Source organism: Pseudomonas sp. FSL R10-2189, assembly GCF_009600325.1.
In the GTDB taxonomy this organism is placed as follows: domain Bacteria; phylum Pseudomonadota; class Gammaproteobacteria; order Pseudomonadales; family Pseudomonadaceae; genus Aquipseudomonas; species Aquipseudomonas helleri.
In genome coordinates this window covers 33249-53702 of sequence record NZ_WIVZ01000037.1, presented here as the reverse complement: position 1 = coordinate 53702, position 20454 = coordinate 33249, and the positions used below count along the sequence as shown (strand labels likewise).

Sequence of the window (20454 nt, the reverse complement as noted above, 5' to 3'; positions counted from 1 at the left end):
GCGAGCAGTGAAGCAGCGCCCAGCAAAATATCCGACCCGAAAATAAAAATGCCAGTCAGCTTAACTGACTGGCATTACCCCGAAGGGCCGTTTTGTGCAGCAGGCAGGGTTAACCGCCCAGGTACGCGTCACGCACTTTTGGATCGTTGAGCAGTTGCTCGCCAGTGCCTTGCATGACCACCCGGCCGTTTTCCAGCACGTAGGCGCGGTCAGCAATTTTTAGCGCCTGGTTGGCGTTTTGCTCAACCAAAAACACGGTCACGCCTTCATCACGCAGTTGTTCGATGATGTCGAAAATCTGCTGAATGATGATCGGCGCCAGCCCCAGCGACGGCTCATCGAGCAGCAGCAGCTTGGGCTTGCTCATCAGCGCACGGCCAATGGCGAGCATCTGTTGCTCGCCACCGGACATGGTGCCGCCGCGCTGTGTAAAGCGCTCTTTAAGGCGCGGAAACAGGTGCAGAACCTTGTCGAGTTGCTCCTGATAATCGTGCTTTTCAGTAAAGAACCCGCCCATGGCGAGGTTCTCTTCTACGGTCAAGCGGGCAAATACCCGACGACCTTCCGGCACGACCGCGATGCTTTTGCGCATGATCTGCGCCGAAGTCAGGCCCACCAGCTCTTCACCCATGTAGCGAATACTGCCGCTATGGGCTTGCGGCGAACCGCACAAGGTCATCATCAGCGTCGATTTGCCGGCACCGTTGGCACCGATCAGGGTCACGATTTCACCCTGACGCACTTCGACGTTGACGCTGTGCAGGGCCTGGATCTTGCCGTAGAAGGTCGAGACGTTTTCGAACTGCAGCATTTACGCTTCCCCCAAATAGGCTTTGATCACGTCAGGGTTGTCGCGGATTTGCTCCGGGGTCCCGTCGGCCAAAGGTGTGCCCTGATTGATCACCACGATATGGTCGGAAATGCTCATGACCAGTTTCATGTCGTGTTCAATCAGCAAGACCGTCACGTTGTGCTCATTGCGCAGTACGCTGATGAGCATCTTGAGGTCTTCGGTCTCTTTAGGGTTGAGGCCCGCCGCGGGCTCGTCGAGCATGAGCAGACGCGGGCGCGTCATCATGCAGCGAGCGATTTCCAGACGGCGTTGCTGCCCGTAGGCCAAGGTGCCCGCCGGGCGGTTGGCGAACTCGGTCAGGTTGACCTTGTCCAGCCAGTACGCGGCATATTCCATAGCCTCGCGCTCGCTTTTACGGAACGCCGGGGTCTTGAACAGACCGGCCAGGAAGTTGGTGTTGAGGTGACGGTGCTGTGCGATCAGCAGGTTCTCAACGGCAGTCATGTCCTTGAACAAACGAACGTTCTGGAAAGTGCGCACCACGCCTTTGCGGGCGATTTCATGGCCAGACAGCCCTTGAATCGGCTCGCCATCGAGCAGGATGGTTCCCGCAGACGGTTTATAAAAGCCCGTCAGGCAGTTGAACACGGTGGTTTTACCGGCACCGTTAGGGCCGATCATCGATACAACCTGTTTTTCCTGAACGGTCAGGGCTACGCCATTCACCGCCAACAAGCCGCCAAAGCGCATGCTCAGGCCGCTGACTTTCAGTAACTCGCGGCTCATTTTCGCAGCTCCAGGTGAGGACGTTGCATAGGCAGCAGACCTTGTGGCCGCCAGATCATCATCACAACCATCAGGGCTCCGAACAGCAGCATCCGGTACTCACTGAATTCACGCATCATTTCTGGCAGCAGGATCATCACCACGGCCGCCAGAATCACGCCTAGTTGCGAGCCCATGCCACCCAGTACCACGATCGCCAGAATGATCGCCGACTCAAGGAAGGTGAACGATTCCGGGGTCACCAGGCCTTGGCGAGCGGCAAAGAAGCTGCCTGCGAAACCGGCAAAGGTAGCGCCCAGGGTGAACGCCGACAGTTTGATAATGGTCGGATTCAAGCCCAGTGCGCGGCAGGCGATTTCGTCTTCACGCAGGGCTTCCCACGCGCGACCAATCGGCATGCGCAGCAAACGGTTGATCACGAACAGCACGATCAGCACCAGTACCAGCGCGATCAGGTACAGGAAGATGACCTTGTTGATCGAGTTGTAGGCGATACCGAAGTATTCGTGGAAGGTTTGCATGCCTTCGGCAGCAGTCCGGTCGAAGCTGAGGCCAAAGAGGGTAGGTTTTGGAATGTTGCTGATGCCGTTCGGTCCGCCGGTGATGTCCGTCAGGTTACGCAGGAACAAACGGATGATTTCACCAAAGCCCAAGGTCACGATCGCCAGGTAGTCACCGCGCAAGCGCAGCACCGGGAACCCCAGCAGGAAACCAAAGGTTGCGGCCATCAACCCCGCCAATGGCAGGCACACCCAGAAGCTCAGGCCGAAGTAATGCGCGAGCAGCGCGTAGGTGTAGGCACCGACCGCGTAGAACCCCACATAGCCCAAGTCCAGAAGGCCGGCCAGGCCGACCACGATGTTCAGGCCAAGGCCCAGCATCACGTAGATCAGGATCAGGGTGGCGATGTCGACGGCGCCGCGCGAGCCGTAGAACGGCCAGATCAACGCTACAACGACCAGCCCTAGAATGATCCAGCGTTGGGTGCTGGGCAGGGTCAGGAAGTTGGTCGCTTTGGCAGGGACTTTCGGTAAGCCCGGTGACGCACGCCAGGCAGCGCTCAGTTGGTGGTGGAACAGCACGCGTAAAAACATCAGCAAAGAGCAGATCGCAATCACGCTCAGGGTGAAGGTGCTGGTGTTGTGAACTTCAATGTTGATCCCGACGATTGTCAGTTTCAGGCCGAGTACCGGGTAGGCGACGGCCCAGACCAACAGGGCGCTGAAGAGCGCCGCTTTAAGATTCCTGATCATACTTTTTCAATCTCCGGACGTCCCAGAATGCCGGTCGGACGGAACAGCAGTACCAACACGAGCAGGCTGAATGCCACGACGTCTTTGTACTGGTCGCCGAAAATATCAGCACCAAAGGCCTCAGCTACGCCGAGCACCAGGCCACCGAGCATCGCGCCGGGAATGCTGCCAATCCCGCCCAATACCGCTGCTGTAAAGGCTTTAAGCCCTACAAGGAAGCCGGAGCCGGGGTTGATAACACCGTATTGAACGCTGATCAGAACAGCGGCAACGGCTGCCAGGGCAGCACCAATCACGAAGGTCAGGGCGATCACGTTGTTGGTGTTGATGCCCAACAGGTTGGCCATCTTCATGTCTTCGGCGCAGGCGCGGCAGGCGCGGCCCAGGCGTGAACGGGAGATGAACAGGGTCAGGCCGAGCATGGCCACCAGAGTGACGACGAAAACCACGATTTGCATGTAGGAGACGACAACTTCGCTCGCACCACCCGGGCCGAAGCTGAAGCCGCCGGGGATCAGGTTAGGAATCGATTTGTCTTTTGAGTCCTGGGACAGCAGCACCATGTTTTGCAGGAAGATCGACATACCAATGGCAGAGATCAAGGGGATCAAGCGGTTACTGCCACGCAAGGGACGGTAAGCCACCCGTTCAATGCTGTAGCCGTAGGAACTGGTTACTACGATGCTCGCGATAAACGCCCCGGTCAGCAGCAATGGCACGCTGTCCAGGCCCATCATGGTCAGACCGGCGATGGCGATAAACGCAATGTAGGAACCAATCATGTACACCTCGCCATGGGCGAAGTTGATCATTCCAATAATGCCGTAAACCATCGTGTAGCCGATGGCGATCAGGGCATACGTGCTGCCAACGTTGAGGCCGTTAACCAGCATTTGGAAGAAGTGATAGATGTCAGGCATTACAAGCTCCTAAAAACCTGAGACGCATTTCACTGGTGGAGTCATTTTCCGGCCTGTTTCGTACGCTTTTTTAGCCGTTTGAGCACAGGTCTTTTGCCAGCGAACCGCTGGTGACGGTTTTAAAGATTTTCAGGTGGGGAGACTTTCGGATCACGAAAGCGCGGCCCAATTTCTGTGGGCCTACGGCCCTAAAACAAAGCCCACCGTTCGCGCAGTGGGCTTTGTAGTCAGATCAAGAACCGACCCTTATTGAGGGCTTACTTCTGTTTTAGGCTTGCCGAAGTGCCATTCGTAGACCACGAATTTGAAGTCTTTGAGGTCACCTTTGGCGTCGTAGCTCAGATCACCAGTAGGGGTTTTGAACGTGCCAGCATGGATGGCTTCAGCCACTTTGGCCGGGTCTTCGCTCTTGGCGGCGGTGATGCCCTGGGCAATCAGCTCAACCGCAGAGTAAGCCGGGAACACGAACGGGCCGCTCGGGTCCAGCTTGTCAGCCTTGATGGCATCCGCAATCGCTTTGTTTTCCGGGTCTGTGTCAAAGGATTTCGGCAGAGTGACCAGCAGACCTTCGGAAGCATCCTGGGCAATTTGCGAGATGGAGTCGTTGCCCACGCCTTCAGGGCCCATGAACTTGGCGTTCAGGCCTTTCTCTTTGGCTTGGCGCAGGATCAGGCCCAGTTCAGGGTGATAGCCGCCGTAGTACACGAAGTCGACGTTGGCTTGTTTGAGCTTCTGAATGACGGACGCGAAGTCTTTATCGCCAGCGTTGACGCCTTCAAAAACTGCGACCTTGATGCCGTCTTTTTCAAGCGTCTGTTTGACTGCAGTCGCGATGCCTTCGCCGTATTGCTGCTTGTCGTGCAGGACAGCAACGACTTTAGGCTTCACAAACTTGGCGATGTAGTTGCCCGCTGCCGGGCCTTGGGCGCTGTCCAGACCAATGGTGCGGAAGACCAGCTTGTAACCACGATTGGTGATGTCCGGGCTGGTAGCAGCCGGGGTGATCATGATGATGCCTTCGTCTTCGTAAATGTCCGAAGCCGGCTGAGTGGAGCTGGAGCACAAGTGGCCTACAACGAACTTGACGCCATCATTGACCACTTTGTTAGCGACAGCGACGGCTTGTTTTGGGTCGCAAGCGTCGTCGTATTCTTTGGCTTCCAGCATCTTGCCATCGACACCGCCTTTGGCGTTGATGTCTTTGATAGCTTGTTTGGCGCCCATGAACTGCATGTCGCCGTACTGGGTCACAGGCCCGGTTTTAGGGCCAGCAATACCGATCTTGATGGTGTCTGCAGCAAACGAATGGCTGGCAACCCCGGCCAAAACCATAGCGGCAAACAGTTTAGTAATCTGCTTCTTAGCCATCTTTATTGGTGCTCCACTCTTCTGTTGTAATTTTTATAGTCCTGGAAGCCAAGGCAGCCGGACCGGGTTTTTTCTGAGCGAAATTCCCGACCTATCTCCCCTGCAACTGTACCGGTACAGTGTAGAGCGCCGGTTCAACGCTTGAATAGCGGGCTACCGGGAGAAAAAGCAGGAAATGTCGCTTAAACGAAAGAAAGAGACAGAATGGCGGCGGATTATGTTGTTGATCTATATCGGGATGTTGCCAGCTCAACAGGTTCGTCCTTGGCGCGTCGCTCTTTCCTCGTTTCCATACCTCTTTTCGGGTTTTTCTACCGGGTGCGCGGCGCTATCATTGCGCCGATTTTTTTACCTGGTGAATCCCATGAATCAAGAACCTAGCACCCTCTATGCCAAGCTGCTTGGTGAGACCTCAACAATTGAATGGAAGGTGTTGCAGCCGTTCTTCGCCAAAGGTGATTTGTTGTGGGTTGACCCCGCACTGGACTTGATCGACGCGGCCATTGCCGTGACTCAGGATGAAGCAGAGAAGATCAAGGCCTGGATGGCTTCTGGCGTCTTTGGAAAGATGACTGCAGAGCACGCGCTAGACGTTAATGCACGTGATCCTGAGCTGTGGGCCGTAGTGGTTTCGCCTTGGGTGATGGTCCAGGAAAGGGCAAAAAATTAATTGAGCGCACCAAACAGGAGCGTTTATTGAGGTGCGATTTGGGCGAGGTGGTGTGTAGGCCAGTAACTGGTTTCACAATAGTGGCCACTTGCCGTAGAGAAACGCCACAGTCAGTTCTGTGGCATTTCGCTAAATGGGTCGCTGCGAAATGGCTGGCGATTACGTCACTACAGTTGAAGCGCCGAATAGCCCGATGCAAAGCGGTGAGATTGATTGAGCTGTTCCAGCACGCCGGACAGCGCTTCAAACGGCACAGGGCGGCTGATCAGATAGCCCTGGATAAAGTCGCAACCGTAGTGACTTAAAAGCTCGAGTTGCTGGGGGGTTTCGACACCTTCGGTCACCACTTGCAGTTGCAGCGTGTGGGCCATGACGATAATCGCCTGAACGATTTCCATGTCCTGGCTGGAGGTTTGGATGTCCTGGATAAATGAGCGATCAATTTTCAGGGTATTGAGGGGCAGGCGTTTTAAATAGGCCAGGGACGAGTACCCGGTGCCAAAGTCGTCAATCGATAAGGACACGCCCAGTGCGCGTATCTGCCTTAACAGCTGCGAGGTATTGCTGATATTGCCCATCAGCGCGTTTTCAGTGACTTCCAGTTCCAGCCGATGCGGGGCGATCCCGGATGAATACAGCGCATTTTCAATGTCTTCAGCCAGTTCTTCGCGCACCAGATTGAGGGCTGAGCAGTTCACGGCAACCCCAAGCTGCTGCCAGCCGAGTCGTGAAAGCGTGGCCAGGTCGGTGCAGGCTCTGCGTAACACCCAATGATCCAGTTCGGCTATCAGCCCGTTGGCCTCAGCAATATTGATAAAACGATCCGGGCCGAGAAGGCCATGTTCCGGGTGCTGCCAGCGGATCAATGCCTCCAGCTTGGCGACTCGCCCCAGCTTCAGGTCGATGATGGGTTGGTAGTGCAAAAGCAACCCGGTGTCTTCATTCAGCGCCTGGCGCAGTTCCTCTTCGATTTGCAGTTCCAGTGAGGCGCGGGTAGTCAGGTTCGGGCTGAAAAAATTCAGGCTGTTGCGGCCACCGCCCTTGGATTGATAGAGCGCCAGATCCGCGTGCTTGAGCAGCTCAATGCTGCTGGTGCCGTCGTCCGGGAACACACTGATGCCAATGCTGGTGGTCATGACCATGCGCCTGCCCGTCAGCTCGATGGGCTCTTTGAGCGTGTGCATGATGCGCTTGGCCATGCTTTGCGCTTCGTCGCGATCGTGGATGTCGATCAAAATACAAAACTCGTCGCCGCCAAATCGCGCCACCACATCCCCGTGATTGCGAGCGGCGCCTCTGATCTGATTGGCAATGGTCTTGAGCAACTCATCACCTGCGTCGTGGCCCAGGCTGTCGTTGATCCGCTTGAAGTGATCGATATCGAGAAACAGCACCGCCAGTTTGCTGTTCTTGGCGGCCGCGTCTGCGAGTTTTTCAGCAAAGATCTGGTTGAAGCCGCGCCGATTTATCAGGTTGGTCAGCGGATCGTAATGCGCCACTTGCTGCAATGACATGCGGGCTTCATCAAGCTGGCTGAGCAGGGCATTGACCCGTGCCAGGTCGTGTTCTTTTTGCTGCAGCTTCTTGTCGACCAAGGCGGCACTGATGCTGCTGCCGATCAACAGCAGCGTGATCATGGCGACCATCAGGGCGACTTGCCAGTGGTTGGTTTCAATGTGGGTCTGGTTGATGTCGCCCTCTGGCGAAAGCGTGTGCAACGCCCACATGCCAATAAAGTGGACGCATAGAATGGCGGTGCCCGCGGTGAGGCTGATGGCGTATTTAAAAAACTGATGGGCTATACCGTGGGTCGTGCGCAAGGCTATGGCCATCTGCAATGCCCAATAACTGGCACCCACGGCCAGGATTAATGAAAGGGCAACGCCGATGAATTCGTAGTGCTGCTCGCTGTTGGAGTGCATGGCAGTCATGCCGGTGTAGTGCATGCCGCCGATGCCCAGGCCAAAAATCAGCGCCGCGAGCATTAAGGGTGTACGCGAAAGGCCGGGTTGGTTGAGCAGGTGCATGGCAATCAGAGCGCTGACCCAGATGATAACCAGCGAGCCGATGGTGATGCTCAGGTTGTAATGAACCTCAAGCGATGACTCAAAGGCCAGCATGCTGATGAAGTGCATGGCCCAAATACCGCCTGCCAGGCAGCTAGCGCCGAGCCACCGCCAGACCGTTTTGGCTGTCGGTTTTTCTGCATTGGCGGCACGTTCACCCATGTGCAGCGCGGCCAAACTCGAGGCGCAGGCCACCAGCCAGGCAAGAAACACCAGGTACAGGTTGTGGCTGCTGTGCAGTGTCTGGAGGCCGTGCTCAGCATGTGAGCTGAGAAACTGCCATTCGAACCATTCCATTGCGGCCCTCGGCACTGAGTCCAAGTGTTGCTAGTCAACAGGTGCTGACGTGTTTTCAGTGTAGAGGCTGGGATAAGGCGGGGGAGGGTGGTGGCTATATGATGCTAATCATTTCGTAATAAACAATTAGTTTTTAATCGCGAAGTGAGGTTGAAAATCTGTAGGAGCGAGCTTGCCTCGCGATCTTTTAAGGATCAAAAGATCGCGAGGCAAGCTCGCTCCTACAGAGAGCCGGGTTAGCCGGCGACCAGTACGCGAATCGCTTCTAGGCGCAGCGCGGCTTTTTCAAGCATGGCCAACCCTTGTTCACGTTGTTTGCGCAAGGCAACCAACTCGCTGTCACGAACGGTCGGGTTGACCGCTTGCAGTGCAGTCAGGCGCGCCAGTTCTTCTTCCGTGTCGGCTGCCAGACGGCGTTGCGCTTCGGCCACACGTTCAGCATGACGTGGCGCAACCTTGGCTTCGCCGGCATTGATTTTCGGCGTCAGGTTATCGCGCTGCGCCTGGATGAACTTGTTGGCGCTGGCACGGGGCACGCTTTCCAGTTGTTCATTCAGGGTGTCGAAGGCCACGCGCGAAGATAGATCGTTGCCGTTGGCATCGAGCAGGCAGCGCAGCGCAGCCGGCGGCAGGTAGCGGCCCAGTTGCAGGGAGCGCGGGGCAACGGCTTCACTGACGTAAATCAGTTCGAGCAGAACGGTCCCGGGCTTGAGCGCCTTGTTTTTGATCAGTGCCACGGCGGTATTGCCCATCGAGCCCGAGAGCACCAAGTCCATGCCGCCCTGCACCATCGGGTGTTCCCAGGTGATGAACTGCATGTCTTCACGCGACAGCGCCTGGTTGCGGTCGTAGGTGATGGTCACGCCTTCGTCGTCACCCAGCGGGAAGCTGGCGTCGAGCATTTTCTCGCTCGGCTTGAGAATCAGGGCGTTTTCGGAATGGTCTTCACTGTCGATGCCGAACGCGTTGAACAGGGTTTCCATGTAGATCGGCAGGGTGAACTGATCGTCCTGCTCAAGAATCGCTTCTACCAGGGCTTCGCCTTCACCTGCGCCACCGGAGTTGAGCTCCAGCAGGCGGTCACGACCGGTGTGCAGTTCTTGCTCCAGACGCTCGCGCTCGCTGCGGGCTTCGTTGATCAGCGCTTGCCACGGGGTGTCGTCGGTTTCTTCAAGCAACGGCAGCAGGCGTGGGCCGAACTGGTGTTGCAGGGCGTTGCCGGTCGGGCACGCGTTGAGGAACGCGTTCAGGGCCTCGTGGTACCACTGGAACAGGCGCTCTTGCGGGCTGGTTTCCAGGTACGGCACGTGCAGTTCAATGATGTGCTTCTGGCCGATACGGTCCAGACGGCCGATACGCTGTTCCAACAGGTCCGGGTGGGACGGCAGGTCGAACAGCACCAGGTGATGGGCGAACTGGAAGTTGCGACCTTCACTGCCGATTTCCGAACAGATCAGCACTTGTGCACCGAACTCTTCATCAGCGAAATAAGCAGCTGCGCGGTCACGCTCAAGAATGTTCATGCCTTCGTGGAAGACCGTGGCAGGAATGCCGGAGCGAACGCGCAGGGCGTCTTCCAGATCCATGGCGGTTTCGGCGTGGGCACAGATCACCAGCACTTTGGTGCGCTTGAGCATTTTAAGGGTGTCGGTGAGCCACTCAACGCGTGGGTCAAAGCGCCACCAGCGCTCTTCATCGCTGGCGTCCGGCTGGGCCTGGAAGCTGACTTCCGGGTACAGCTCGGCGTGATCACCGATGGGCAGCTCGAGGTATTCGTCCGGGCATGGCAGCGGGTAAGCATGCAGTTTGCGCTCCGGGAAACCTTGGATCGCGGCGCGGGTGTTACGGAACAAAACGCGGCCAGTGCCATGACGGTCGAGCAGTTCGCGGACCAGGCGCGCGCTGGCTTCGGTATCGCCTTCGTTGACTGCGGCGAGCAGCGAGTCGCCTTCAGCACCCAGGAAGTTATGGATGGTGGTGTGCGCTTCAGGGGACAGGCGGCCTTTATCCAGCAGTTCCTGTACCGCTTGGGCGACCGGGCGATAGTTCTCACTCTCGGCGCGGAAGGCAGCCAGGTCGTGGAAACGGTTGGGATCGAGCAGGCGCAAACGTGCAAAGTGGCTGTCCTGGCCCAGTTGTTCCGGGGTCGCCGTCAACAGCAGTACGCCAGGGATTACGCCGGCCAGTTGCTCGACCAGACCGTATTCCGGGCTGACTTGATCTTCGTGCCACACCAGGTGGTGAGCTTCGTCGACCACCAGCAGGTCCCAGTCTGCGTCGAACAGGGCTGCTTGCGCTTTAGGGTCGTCAACCAGCCATTCCAGGGCCACCAAGGCCAACTGGCAGTCTTCAAACGGGTTGCCGGCATCGCTTTCAATGAAGCGTTCTTCGTCAAACAGCGCGACTTCAAGGTTGAAGCGGCGACGCATTTCGACCAGCCATTGGTGTTGCAGGTTTTCCGGGACCACGATCAGCACACGGCTGGCGCGGCCACTGAGCAGTTGGCGATGAATCACCAGGCCCGCTTCGATGGTTTTACCCAGGCCCACTTCGTCAGCCAGCAGTACGCGTGGCGCGATACGGTCGGCCACTTCACGGGCAATGTGCAGTTGGTGAGCGATGGGTTGCGCACGCACGCCACCCAGGCCCCACAGCGGCGATTGCAACTGACGGCTAGTGTGTTCAAGGGTGTGGTAACGCAGTGAAAACCACGACAGCGGGTCGATTTGCCCGGCGAACAGACGGTCGCTGGCCAGACGGAACTGGATAAAGTTCGACAGTTGCGTCTCTGGCAGGGTCACCAGCTCGTTTTGTTCGTTGAAACCGTGATAAACCATCAGACCGCTGGAGTCATCGACTTCGCGGACGGTCATCTTCCAGCCTTCAAAGTGGATGATGGTGTCGCCCGGCGAGAAACGCACGCGCGTCAGTGGGGCGTTACGCAGCGAATATTGGCGGGTTTCGCCAGTGGCCGGATAGAGCACGGTCAGCAAGCGACCGTCCTGTGCCAGAACGGTGCCTAAGCCTAGCTCAGCTTCGCTGTCACTAATCCAGCGTTGCCCCGGTTGATACTGCTGCGCCATGCTGCCTGACTCCCGCTTTGAAAAAGCCGAGTATATTAACGCAGCAGAGTCCTCAGTCCAAAGGACTCTGACAAAAAGCTGCTCTACTCAAAAGAAGCCAAGGGTGCTTTTCGATGAGTGGTTTTCAGCCGGACGCAGAACAGGAGCACACGATCATGCTGCCGCCGATTCTACCGCTGAGCGTTGTCCCCGTGACGTCACAACAAGACCCGGTACGCCCGCGCCCTGAAATCCCCGCGGTGGTGCCTGCCCAGGCCAGCTCTGGGGACAGTACGGTCAACCTCAAGCACCATGATGCTGATCAGGCAGCGTTGTTACTGCGCGAAGAGCAGCAGCGTCAGCAACACAAACGCCAACAGGAGGGGCAGCCGCCGCTGTCCGATGAAGTCCAGGCGGATCAGCCCGGCCCTGATACCGTGGTCGATGGAACACAGCGTCAGGGTTTATGGATTGATATCGAGGTATGACTGGATTTTTTCTGGCCTGTTGTCCGGCCTCAACGCATTATTGCGCTGTCCCTTGAACCCTTTTAGCCAACAGCCTCTGACAGTGACCTGATTTTTATGAGCCAAGACAGCAATCTGGTTGACCTGGGTGCAGAACGTGCCAAGCGTGTGCATGACCTTAAAGAGAAGCGTCTGAACGAAGTGCGCCAGGCATTCGAGCAAGCAATGCCATTGGCAAATGCCAAGAAAAAGCCGAAAAAGAAACCTAAAAAGCGCTGATCTACGGCTTTTTTGCTGATCTGCATCAACTTTTCTTCCACGTCCCCGCCGTGCCGCGACCACTATTGATCCCGGTCAAGGTATGCGCCTGCTTGTGTGGTTAATCTAGCTCCAACACAAACAGACACGAGCAGGAGGCCGTCATGTTTCTCGACAATGTGGTTATCGCAGGGGTAGTGACGGTCGGTCTCATGGTGTTGTTCTTCGCAGGTCTGGGTTTTTTTATCTGGAAAGACTCCCAGAAGCGCAATAAGTAGCGCCGGGTCTTTCTGGTACACGAGCACGCAAGGCATTTTGGGCGACTTCGGTCGCCTATTTTTTTGCCTGTAACAAACGCAAAAAAAAGGTACGCCCCGTGAGGGACGTACCTTTTTTTGTCAGGCGCTGGATCAGTTGAGGGCGATGGACGCCAACCAGAACAGTGCTGCAGACAGCCCGACAGTGGCTGGTAGGGTCAGCACCCAAGCCATCAGGATGGTCTTGATGGTGTTGCCTTGGAGGCCGCTTTTGTTGGCAACCATGGTACCCGCCACGCCTGAAGACAGGATATGTGTGGTCGACACCGGAAGGGCGAAGACGTTAGCCAGGCCAATCGCGATGGTGGTGGTGATCTGAGCGGCCATGCCTTGGGCATAGGTCATGCCTTGCTTGCCGATCTTCTCGCCGATGGTTTTAACCACGCGTCTCCAGCCAACCATGGTGCCCAGGCCCAAGGCCAGTGCAACGGCCAGAATCACCCAGAACGGGGCGTATTCAGTGGTAGTGGTCAGGTCTTTACGCAGTTTTTCGAGATCCGCTTTTTCACTGGCGTCGAGCACTGGCAGCTTGCTGACTTTTTTCGCCGTGTCATCCAGGCACAGCAGGTAGCGACGAATTTCGATGCGCTGCTCAGAGGTCATGGAGTGGTAGTCGGTCACGCCCTTGAGTGAGCTCAGCAGAGCGGCAATGGTCGGCTCGGTTTGCTGCGGGTTGCAACTGAACTTGCCCGGCAGGTCGCTTTTAACGCTTTTGCCCAGTGCCAGATATTCGTTCAGGCTCTCGTGGTTACGCTGATAGAACTGGCTCAGGTGCAGCGTCGCGTCGCGCGTTCGCTCGATCTGGTAAGTGCTGCTGTTCAAGTCCAGAACGAAGGCGCTCGGCACGATACCGATCAGTACCAGCATGATCAGGCCAATACCTTTTTGACCGTCGTTAGAGCCGTGAACGAAGCTCACGGTCATGGCAGAAATCACCAAAACCAGACGGTTCCAGAACGGTGGATGCTTTTTATCATCCAGCTTGCGGCGTTCTTCTGGCGTCTTGTGCATCTTGGAATTCGGACGCCACCACTTCAGGCCCACCAGCATGAGGCCGGCAATGATGAAGCCTGCCAGCGGCGAGAACACCAATGAAGCGCCAATCTCGATAGCCTTCTGCCAGTTAACGCCTTCGCTCACCGGGATGCCGTTGATCAGGGCGTTGGCCAGGCCGACACCGAGGATCGAGCCGATCAGGGTGTGGGAACTGGAGGCCGGAATCCCGAAGTACCACGTACCCAAGTTCCAGGTAATGGCTGCAGCCAGCAGCGAGAACACCATGGCGAGGCCATGACCGGTATTCACGTTGACCAGAAGCTCTACCGGCAGCAAGTGGACGATGGCGTAAGCCACCCCGACTCCGCCCAGCAGAACGCCCAGAAAGTTGAATACACCGGAGAAGAACACCGCCAGGTGAGGCGGCATGGCTTTGGTGTAGATGACAGTCGCTACCGCGTTCGCGGTGTCATGAAAGCCGTTAATGAACTCGAAGGCGAGAACAAAGGCTAGGGCGAAGAAGAGGCTGATAAGAACCCAGGCATCCAATCCGCTTAGTAGATCGATCATGAAGGTTTTCTGACACGGTCATAAAGGGGGCCGGATTATGCCAGAAAACCTTGGTAATCGATGCACTTGGTGCTCGCCGGTAACATCTATAAATGAAAAAAGCGGTAGGACACCCCGATTTACAGAGACCAAAAAACAGCTCCAAGCCGCTGATAACAAAGGCTATAAGCGTTTCAGAGGGGAGGGCCTGTGCCTACGTGACGGTCTGATTTGAGTGTGTGAAATTTCTGTAATCAGACAGTTTGGTGGCTTGGGCAGACCTTTTGTCGGGCAAAGGTCTGCCTCCGGTCAATCCAACGGCATGAGGCGTTGTAGCCTTTTTTGCGCAGATTTCAGGCGTGGTGATTCACGACTCTTCAGCTTTGAGTTCTTTCTCAATTTTTTGAATTTCTTGAGAAAACGCCTGATCCAGCAGGCTTGCACGTTTGCGCCAAGGCTTGCGCTCGGGCTCCGGCTTTGCGGCATAAGTGGTGACTTCGCCGCCGTAAACATCCTTGTAACGTTGTTCCTGACGCTCAAGTTCTGCGCGCAGTTCGTCTTTCGTCACAGTGCTACCTAATTAAGTAAAGATTAAACCTGGTGAACCACTCGGCAGAGAGGTTGATACATCTGACGTTTGAGTCAGCTTTAGACGGATATCTATAAGCAACGTCAAGGTTAAATCAACCACTCTGTGCACGCGGCAACGTCATTAATTAACACATGAGCGCTGCTGCACTTAAGTGCTCACCCCAGAGGGTGGACAATTCAGGTCGCACTTGGAAGTTAAGCCTTTCGGCCTATTGAGTTCAACGAGCGGGTTGGATCCAAAAGGCGGGAATGCTTGACTCTGTGCATTCAATTACTTGCGGGCCATAAAGGCTTGAGTAAGGCGTCTACTATCGCCGAAGCGCTTTAGGTCCGTCAACTTCCAAGTGCAAACTTTGTTGCAAAAATTCAGGGAATGAACAGCTTCTGGCATTTTTTAGAACTATTAATACGGGTGAAGGTAAATGTAGTGTCAAGTTGTTGAGCGCTACCGTCAGCTTAATTGACCGGGCATATAAGGAAAATGCACTCCAATGAGTGGGGGAGGCTGTTTGTCGCAGTGTAGCCGGTAAAAAAAGCTTAATGGAAATCAGACGCAGGTGTTATCTGTAGTTATAAAGTACGGCAATGGAACTTTATTAAACGCACAGGATCATGAGGCGTTGCCTACGTCACATTCATATCCGTGATGGAGGGTGAGGATATTGCGATTATCGGTCGTCGGTTCGATAATCGGCCAATATTGCATCTGCCGTGTGTCTGTTGTTACCGGGGCCGATCTGTAATAACAATAAAAGCGACATCAGGGGGATAGGGTATGAGTGAGCAATTGCGCAATGCAGTGACTGGCCTGGCGCCACCGATTGTGGCGTCACCTGCCAAACGTATTCAGGCGTTTACCGGCGACCCCGACTTCATGGCCTCGCTGGCCCGTGGTCTGGCCGTGGTGCAGGCGTTTCAGGAACGTAAACGGCACCTGACGATTGCGCAGATCAGCCATCGAACCGAGATCCCGCGCGCCGCTGTACGGCGTTGCTTGTATACGTTGATCAAACTGGGCTATGCCACCACCGATGGCCGGACCTATTCCTTGCTGCCCAAAGTGCTGACCCTCGGCCATGCCTATTTGTCGTCGACACCACTGGCGGTGTCGGCCCAGCCGTATCTGGACCGCATGAGCGAGCAACTGCACGAAGCCTGCAACATGGCGACGCTCGAAGGTGACGACATCCTCTACATCGCCCGTTCGGCCACCACCCAACGGCTGATTTCCGTCGACCTTTCGGTGGGCGGTCGTTTGCCTGCGTATTGCACGTCGATGGGGCGTATTTTGCTGGCAGCCCTTGATGATGTGACCCTCAACGAATACCTGGCCCATGCTGAGTTTCAGGCCAAAACCAGTCGCACCCTGCACACCCCCGAGGCGTTGCTTGAATGCTTGCAGAAAGTCCGCGAGCAGGGCTGGTGCATTGTCGATCAAGAACTGGAGCAGGGGCTGCGTTCGATTGCCGTACCGGTGTACGACGCTTCCGGCCAGGTACTGGCGGCCCTGAACGTCAGCACCCACGCCGGGCGCGTCTCACGCACAGAGTTGGAGCAGCGCTTTTTGCCGATCATGCTCAGTTCAAGCCGCGAACTGAGCGCGCAGCTGTTCACTTGACCCCACCGTTTATCACGCGAATCTCACCGATTTTTTGGTCAATTCCAAGCAGGCTAACTATGTGTTCGATTACCGAACACATCGTCGATTATCGGATTGTTTGAGCCGGGAGGGCGGCTTAACCTGCTGACAGTCCGGTGCCGCTCGACGCACCGTTTTCTATTCAGTGGCAAACAAGAAACGGGAGCTACCCCTCATGGCAGAAATCATTTCGTTACACGACGCCGTGAAACAGTTTGTGAATGACGGTGATACGGTCGCCCTCGAAGGTTTCACTCACTTGATTCCGACCGCAGCAGGTCATGAAATCATTCGTCAGGGCAAGAAAGACCTGACGTTGGTTCGTATGACACCTGACTTGATCTACGACCAATTGATCGGCGCCGGCTGTGCACGAAAGTTGATTTTTTCCTGGGGCGGCAACCCTGGTGTCGGTTCGTTGCACCGCCTGCGCGATGCCGTCGAAAAACAGTGGCCGCAGCCGCTGGAAATCGAAGAACACAGCCACGCCGACCTGGCCAATGCCTATGTGGCTGGCGCTTCGGGCTTGCCATTCGCGGTACTGCGCGCCTATGCCGGTTCCGACTTGCCCAAGGTCAACCCGCTGATCAAGACCGTTACCTGCCCGTTTACCGGTGAAGTGCTGGCGGCGGTGCCTTCGGTGCGCCCTGACGTCACGGTGATCCACGCGCAAAAGGCTGACCGCAAAGGCAACGTGCTGTTGTGGGGCATTTTGGGCGTGCAAAAAGAGGCCGCCTTGGCCGCCAAGCGCTGCATCGTGACGGTTGAAGAGATTGTCGATGACTTGCAGGCACCGATGAACGCCTGCGTTCTGCCAACTTGGGCCTTGAGCGCCGTGTGTCACGTACCGGGTGGTGCGCATCCTTCCTACGCACATGGTTACACCGAGCGTGATAACCGTTTCTATCAGGCCTGGGACCCAATTGCCCGTGACCGCGAAACCTTTACCGCATGGATAAACGAATACATCCACGGCACCGCCAATTTCAGTGAGTTCCAGGCCAAGCTGGCCCGCGCTTCGGAGGCAAAATAATGGCTTACTCCACCAACGAAATGATGACCGTTGCCGCCGCCCGCCGTTTGAAAAATGGCTCGGTGTGTTTTGTCGGCATTGGCTTGCCTTCTAAGGCTGCGAACCTGGCGCGGCTGACCTCGTCGCCGGATGTGGTGCTGATTTACGAGTCTGGCCCGATTGGCGCCAAGCCCAATGTGCTGCCGCTGTCGATTGGCGACGGTGAGCTGGCCGAAACGGCTGACACGGTTGTCTCCACCAGCGAGATTTTCCGCTACTGGTTGCAAGGTGGTCGGGTTGATGTCGGCTTTTTGGGTGCCGCTCAGGTAGACCGCTTCGGCAACATCAACACAACTGTGGTCGGTGACTATCACCATCCAAAGGTCCGCCTGCCGGGCGCGGGCGGCGCACCCGAGATCGCGGGCTCGGCCAAAAGCGTGCTGATCATCCTCAAGCAATCGGCCCGTTCGTTTGTCGACAAACTGGACTTCATTACCTCGGTCGGTCACGGCGAAGGCGGCGACTCGCGCAAGCGTTTGGGCCTGCCAGGCGCAGGGCCGGTGGGGATCATCACGGATCTGTGCATCATGGAACCTGAAGCGCAGACCAACGAATTCGTGGTCACCGCCTTGCACCCCGGCGTGACGCGTGAGCAAGTCGTGGCGGCAACGGGCTGGGCCATTCGCTTTGCTGACAAGGTTGAGCACACCGCCGAGCCAACCGATATTGAGCTAAGCGCTTTGCGTGACTTGGAAGCGCGCACGGCTCTGGCCCACGGTCAGGCACCAGGAGAAGCGTGATGCGTGAAGTGTTTATCTGTGACGCCATTCGTACCCCGATTGGCCGTTTTGGTGGGGGCTTGTCGGCCGTTCGTGCCGATGATCTGGCGGCAACGCCGATCAAGGCGCTGATCGAACGCAACCCCACGGTCAAGTGGGATGAAGTCGACGAAGTGTTTTTGGGCTGCGCCAACCAGGCGGGTGAAGACAACCGCAATGTCGCGCGCATGGCCGCGTTGCTGGCCGGGCTGCCGGAGAGCATCCCCGGCGTCACCCTCAATCGGTTGTGTGCCTCGGGGATGGACGCGATCGGTACGGCGTTCCGTGCCATTGCCAGCGGTGAAATGGAACTCGCGATTGCCGGTGGCGTTGAATCGATGTCACGGGCCCCGTTTGTGATGGGCAAGGCCGATGCCGCGTTTTCGCGCAACATGAAGCTGGAAGACACCACCATTGGCTGGCGTTTTATCAACCCGTTGATGAAAGCCCAATACGGTGTCGATGCGATGCCGCAAACCGCCGACAACGTGGCCGATGACTACCAGATTTCTCGCGCCGACCAGGACGCCTTTGCCCTGCGCAGCCAGCAGCGCACAGCGGCCGCACAGGCGGCGGGCTATTTTGCTGAAGAGATTGTGCCGGTGCGTATCGCCCACAAAAAAGGCGAAAGTGTGGTTGAGCGCGATGAACACCCGCGTGCCGACACTACCCTCGACACTCTGAGCAAACTCAAGCCGGTCAACGGCCCGGACAAAACCGTCACCGCAGGCAATGCCTCGGGGGTCAACGATGGGGCTGCGGCGTTGATTCTGGCCTCGGCTGATGCGGTCAAACGTCATGGCCTGACTGCCCGCGCACGGGTGCTGGGCATGGCCAGCGCCGGGGTTGCGCCGCGGGTGATGGGCATTGGCCCGGTGCCTGCAGTACGCAAACTGGTCGAGCGCCTGGGTCTGGCGGTCAGTGACTTTGATGTCATCGAGCTCAATGAAGCCTTCGCCAGCCAGGGTTTGGCCGTGTTGCGTGAGCTGGGGCTGGCGGATGATGCGCCGCAGGTTAACCCCAATGGCGGCGCCATCGCGTTGGGCCATCCACTGGGCATGAGCGGTGCGCGGCTGGTGCTGACGGCCCTGCACCAACTGGAAAAAACCGGCGGTAAAAAAGGCCTGGCGACTATGTGTGTAGGGGTTGGCCAAGGCTTGGCGCTGGCGATAGAACGGGTCTGATTTGCCCGCACGGTGCGCCAGACGATTAAGGACTCAATCGTTTGGCGCATTGTGGTTGCGGGGTACTTGTTGCAAGGTATGTCTGAAAATAACTAAACAGATGAGTCTAAAATCATGACAACAGACACTCACTACACAGGAGAAGAACGTAGAAAACGGATCTTCGCGATCGTCGGTGCCTCCTCGGGCAACTTGGTCGAATGGTTCGATTTTTACGTTTACGCGTTCTGTGCAATCTACTTTGCGCCTGCCTTTTTCCCTTCCGATGACCCAACGGTGCAGTTGCTGAACACGGCCGGTGTGTTTGCGGCGGGCTTCTTGATGCGTCCTATCGGTGGCTGGCTGTTTGGCCGGGTGGCCGACAAGCACGGGCGCAAGAACTCAATGATGATCGCGGTGATGATGATGTGCGCCGGTTCATTGGTCATCGCCTTTTTGCCGACTTACGCCTCGATTGGTGCGTGGGCACCTGCATTACTGTTGCTTGCGCGGCTGTTTCAAGGCCTGTCGGTGGGTGGTGAATATGGCACCACGGCCACTTACATGAGTGAGGTTGCCCTCAAGGGACAGCGTGGTTTCTTTGCCTCGTTCCAATACGTCACCTTGATCGGCGGTCAATTGCTGGCAGTGCTGGTGGTGGTAATTCTTCAGCAGATCCTGTCAGAAGAAGAGCTGCGCGCATGGGGCTGGCGCATCCCGTTTGTGATTGGCGCCATCGCGGCGGTGATTTCGTTGTTGCTGCGTCGCTCCCTGAAAGAAACCACCAGCGCTGAATCCCGTGAAGACAAGGACGCCGGTAGCATCGCGGCGCTGTTTCGTGACCACAAAGCGGCGTTTATCACCGTGCTCGGCTACACCGCTGGCGGCTCGCTGATTTTCTACACCTTTACCACGTACATGCAGAAATACCTGGTGAACACCGCCGGAATGCACGCCAAAACCGCCAGTTACATCATGACCGGCGCGCTCTTCCTTTATATGTGCATGCAGCCGTTGTTCGGCATGCTTGCGGACAAAATCGGCCGTCGAAACTCGATGCTCTGGTTTGGCGCCTTGGGCACGTTGTGCACCGTACCGATTTTGCTCAGCCTGAAAACCATTACCAGCCCGTTTTTGGCCTTTGTGTTGATCACTCTGGCGCTGGCGATTGTCAGCTTCTACACCTCGATCAGCGGTTTGGTTAAGGCCGAGATGTTCCCGCCACAGGTGCGGGCGTTGGGTGTGGGCCTGGCCTACGCTGTGGCTAACGCAGTGTTTGGCGGTTCGGCGGAATATGTGGCCTTGGGCCTGAAGTCCATGGGCATGGAAAACACCTTTTACTGGTACGTGACGGTCATGATGGCCATCGCCTTCCTGTTTAGTTTCCGTTTGCCGAAGCAGCCCAAATACCTGCATCACGATTTGTGAT

The 20454-nt window shown here is 56.7% G+C and carries 18 protein-coding genes; 9 read left to right on the top strand and 9 right to left on the bottom strand.

Features of this window, described 5'->3' with window-relative positions; all coding sequences use genetic code 11:
* Positions 1-109 precede the first annotated feature (109 nt).
* The 5 genes from GHO32_RS21655 to GHO32_RS21635 form a co-directional block, all read right to left on the bottom strand.
* Entirely contained in the window at positions 110-811 is a 702-nt protein-coding gene (locus GHO32_RS21655; protein ID WP_123751931.1) for an ABC transporter ATP-binding protein, read from the bottom strand.
* Positions 812-1579, bottom strand: a complete 768-nt coding sequence (gene livG / locus GHO32_RS21650; protein WP_123751932.1) for a high-affinity branched-chain amino acid ABC transporter ATP-binding protein LivG — start codon at positions 1577-1579, stop codon at positions 812-814.
* The gene (locus tag GHO32_RS21645; RefSeq protein WP_153332397.1) at positions 1576-2832 is read right to left on the bottom strand and encodes a high-affinity branched-chain amino acid ABC transporter permease LivM; all 1257 of its coding nucleotides are present in this window, start codon (positions 2830-2832) and stop codon (positions 1576-1578) included. Before GHO32_RS21645 ends, livG begins: the two co-directional genes overlap by 4 nt.
* Positions 2829-3752 (bottom strand): high-affinity branched-chain amino acid ABC transporter permease LivH, encoded by a 924-nt coding sequence (gene livH / locus GHO32_RS21640; RefSeq protein ID WP_123751934.1) that lies wholly within the window; start codon positions 3750-3752, stop codon positions 2829-2831. Before livH ends, GHO32_RS21645 begins: the two co-directional genes overlap by 4 nt.
* A gap of 246 nt (positions 3753-3998) precedes the next feature.
* Entirely contained in the window at positions 3999-5126 is a 1128-nt protein-coding gene (locus GHO32_RS21635; RefSeq protein WP_368668499.1) for a branched-chain amino acid ABC transporter substrate-binding protein, read from the bottom strand.
* Between the two features lie 358 nt (positions 5127-5484).
* On the opposite strand from GHO32_RS21635, the gene GHO32_RS21630 reads away from it, so the two are divergent.
* Positions 5485-5790 (top strand): DUF2288 domain-containing protein, encoded by a 306-nt coding sequence (locus tag GHO32_RS21630; protein ID WP_123751965.1) that lies wholly within the window; start codon positions 5485-5487, stop codon positions 5788-5790.
* A 167-nt stretch (positions 5791-5957) separates the two neighbouring features.
* Here the strand turns inward: GHO32_RS21630 and GHO32_RS21625 are convergent, their stop codons facing one another.
* Positions 5958-8153: a bifunctional diguanylate cyclase/phosphodiesterase gene (locus tag GHO32_RS21625; RefSeq protein WP_153336690.1), complete on the bottom strand. Its 2196-nt coding sequence runs from the start codon at positions 8151-8153 to the stop codon at positions 5958-5960.
* Positions 8154-8389: 236 nt separating this feature from the next.
* A complete protein-coding gene (gene rapA, locus GHO32_RS21620; protein WP_153442992.1) occupies positions 8390-11236 on the bottom strand; it encodes an RNA polymerase-associated protein RapA in 2847 nt (948 codons plus the stop codon).
* Between the two features lie 155 nt (positions 11237-11391).
* Here rapA and GHO32_RS21615 point away from each other — a divergent pair, with 155 nt between their 5' ends.
* The 3 genes from GHO32_RS21615 to ccoM all read left to right on the top strand — a co-directional run bounded on the left by GHO32_RS21615 (position 11392) and on the right by ccoM (position 12218).
* Positions 11392-11703 (top strand): aspartate-semialdehyde dehydrogenase, encoded by a 312-nt coding sequence (locus GHO32_RS21615; RefSeq protein ID WP_153336692.1) that lies wholly within the window; start codon positions 11392-11394, stop codon positions 11701-11703.
* 96 nt (positions 11704-11799) lie between these two features.
* Entirely contained in the window at positions 11800-11961 is a 162-nt protein-coding gene (locus GHO32_RS26515) for a hypothetical protein (RefSeq protein WP_088500241.1), read from the top strand.
* 143 nt (positions 11962-12104) lie between these two features.
* Positions 12105-12218: a cytochrome c oxidase subunit CcoM gene (ccoM, locus tag GHO32_RS27085; protein ID WP_048386544.1), complete on the top strand. Its 114-nt coding sequence runs from the start codon at positions 12105-12107 to the stop codon at positions 12216-12218.
* Positions 12219-12350: 132 nt separating this feature from the next.
* Here the strand turns inward: ccoM and GHO32_RS21610 are convergent, their stop codons facing one another.
* Together GHO32_RS21610 and GHO32_RS21605 are read right to left on the bottom strand one after the other, a co-directional pair.
* Positions 12351-13823: an inorganic phosphate transporter gene (locus GHO32_RS21610; protein WP_123751938.1), complete on the bottom strand. Its 1473-nt coding sequence runs from the start codon at positions 13821-13823 to the stop codon at positions 12351-12353.
* Positions 13824-14169: 346 nt separating this feature from the next.
* The gene (locus GHO32_RS21605) at positions 14170-14370 is read right to left on the bottom strand and encodes a hypothetical protein (RefSeq protein WP_048369479.1); all 201 of its coding nucleotides are present in this window, start codon (positions 14368-14370) and stop codon (positions 14170-14172) included.
* Between the two features lie 798 nt (positions 14371-15168).
* Between GHO32_RS21605 and pcaR the strand changes: the two genes are divergently transcribed.
* From pcaR to GHO32_RS21580, 5 genes are all read left to right on the top strand, one after another.
* Positions 15169-16011 carry a pca regulon transcriptional regulator PcaR gene (pcaR, locus tag GHO32_RS21600; protein ID WP_048386546.1) on the top strand — a complete coding sequence of 281 codons (843 nt, stop codon included), beginning with the start codon at positions 15169-15171 and terminating at the stop codon, positions 16009-16011.
* 196 nt (positions 16012-16207) lie between these two features.
* Complete coding sequence (locus tag GHO32_RS21595; protein WP_048369484.1) at positions 16208-17065, top strand: CoA transferase subunit A; 858 nt, start codon at positions 16208-16210, stop codon at positions 17063-17065.
* Positions 17062-17844: a CoA-transferase subunit beta gene (locus GHO32_RS21590; protein ID WP_368668498.1), complete on the top strand. Its 783-nt coding sequence runs from the start codon at positions 17062-17064 to the stop codon at positions 17842-17844. Before GHO32_RS21595 ends, GHO32_RS21590 begins: the two co-directional genes overlap by 4 nt.
* Positions 17841-19046, top strand: coding sequence for a 3-oxoadipyl-CoA thiolase (gene pcaF / locus GHO32_RS21585; RefSeq protein WP_368668496.1), 1206 nt, complete (start codon positions 17841-17843; stop codon positions 19044-19046). Before GHO32_RS21590 ends, pcaF begins: the two co-directional genes overlap by 4 nt.
* A gap of 114 nt (positions 19047-19160) precedes the next feature.
* A complete protein-coding gene (locus GHO32_RS21580) occupies positions 19161-20453 on the top strand; it encodes an MFS family transporter (protein WP_153335696.1) in 1293 nt (430 codons plus the stop codon).
* The last annotated feature ends 1 nt before the right edge of the window (position 20454 follow it).

Excerpts from the sequence above, each read along its gene's own strand:
- GHO32_RS26515 (WP_088500241.1), top strand. The coding sequence starts at position 11,800 with ATGAGCCAAGACAGCAATCTGGTTGACCTGGGTGCAGAACGTGCCAAG.
- livG (WP_123751932.1), bottom strand. The coding sequence starts at position 1,579 with ATGAGCCGCGAGTTACTGAAAGTCAGCGGCCTGAGCATGCGCTTTGGC.
- GHO32_RS21595 (WP_048369484.1), top strand. The coding sequence starts at position 16,208 with ATGGCAGAAATCATTTCGTTACACGACGCCGTGAAACAGTTTGTGAAT.
- GHO32_RS21610 (WP_123751938.1), bottom strand. The coding sequence starts at position 13,823 with ATGATCGATCTACTAAGCGGATTGGATGCCTGGGTTCTTATCAGCCTC.
- livH (WP_123751934.1), bottom strand. The coding sequence starts at position 3,752 with ATGCCTGACATCTATCACTTCTTCCAAATGCTGGTTAACGGCCTCAAC.
- GHO32_RS21655 (WP_123751931.1), bottom strand. The coding sequence starts at position 811 with ATGCTGCAGTTCGAAAACGTCTCGACCTTCTACGGCAAGATCCAGGCC.
- GHO32_RS21630 (WP_123751965.1), top strand. The coding sequence starts at position 5,485 with ATGAATCAAGAACCTAGCACCCTCTATGCCAAGCTGCTTGGTGAGACC.
- pcaR (WP_048386546.1), top strand. The coding sequence starts at position 15,169 with ATGAGTGAGCAATTGCGCAATGCAGTGACTGGCCTGGCGCCACCGATT.
- GHO32_RS21615 (WP_153336692.1), top strand. The coding sequence starts at position 11,392 with ATGCTGCCGCCGATTCTACCGCTGAGCGTTGTCCCCGTGACGTCACAA.
- rapA (WP_153442992.1), bottom strand. The coding sequence starts at position 11,236 with ATGGCGCAGCAGTATCAACCGGGGCAACGCTGGATTAGTGACAGCGAA.
- ccoM (WP_048386544.1), top strand. The coding sequence starts at position 12,105 with ATGTTTCTCGACAATGTGGTTATCGCAGGGGTAGTGACGGTCGGTCTC.
- GHO32_RS21645 (WP_153332397.1), bottom strand. The coding sequence starts at position 2,832 with ATGATCAGGAATCTTAAAGCGGCGCTCTTCAGCGCCCTGTTGGTCTGG.
- GHO32_RS21625 (WP_153336690.1), bottom strand. The coding sequence starts at position 8,153 with ATGGAATGGTTCGAATGGCAGTTTCTCAGCTCACATGCTGAGCACGGC.
- GHO32_RS21580 (WP_153335696.1), top strand. The coding sequence starts at position 19,161 with ATGACAACAGACACTCACTACACAGGAGAAGAACGTAGAAAACGGATC.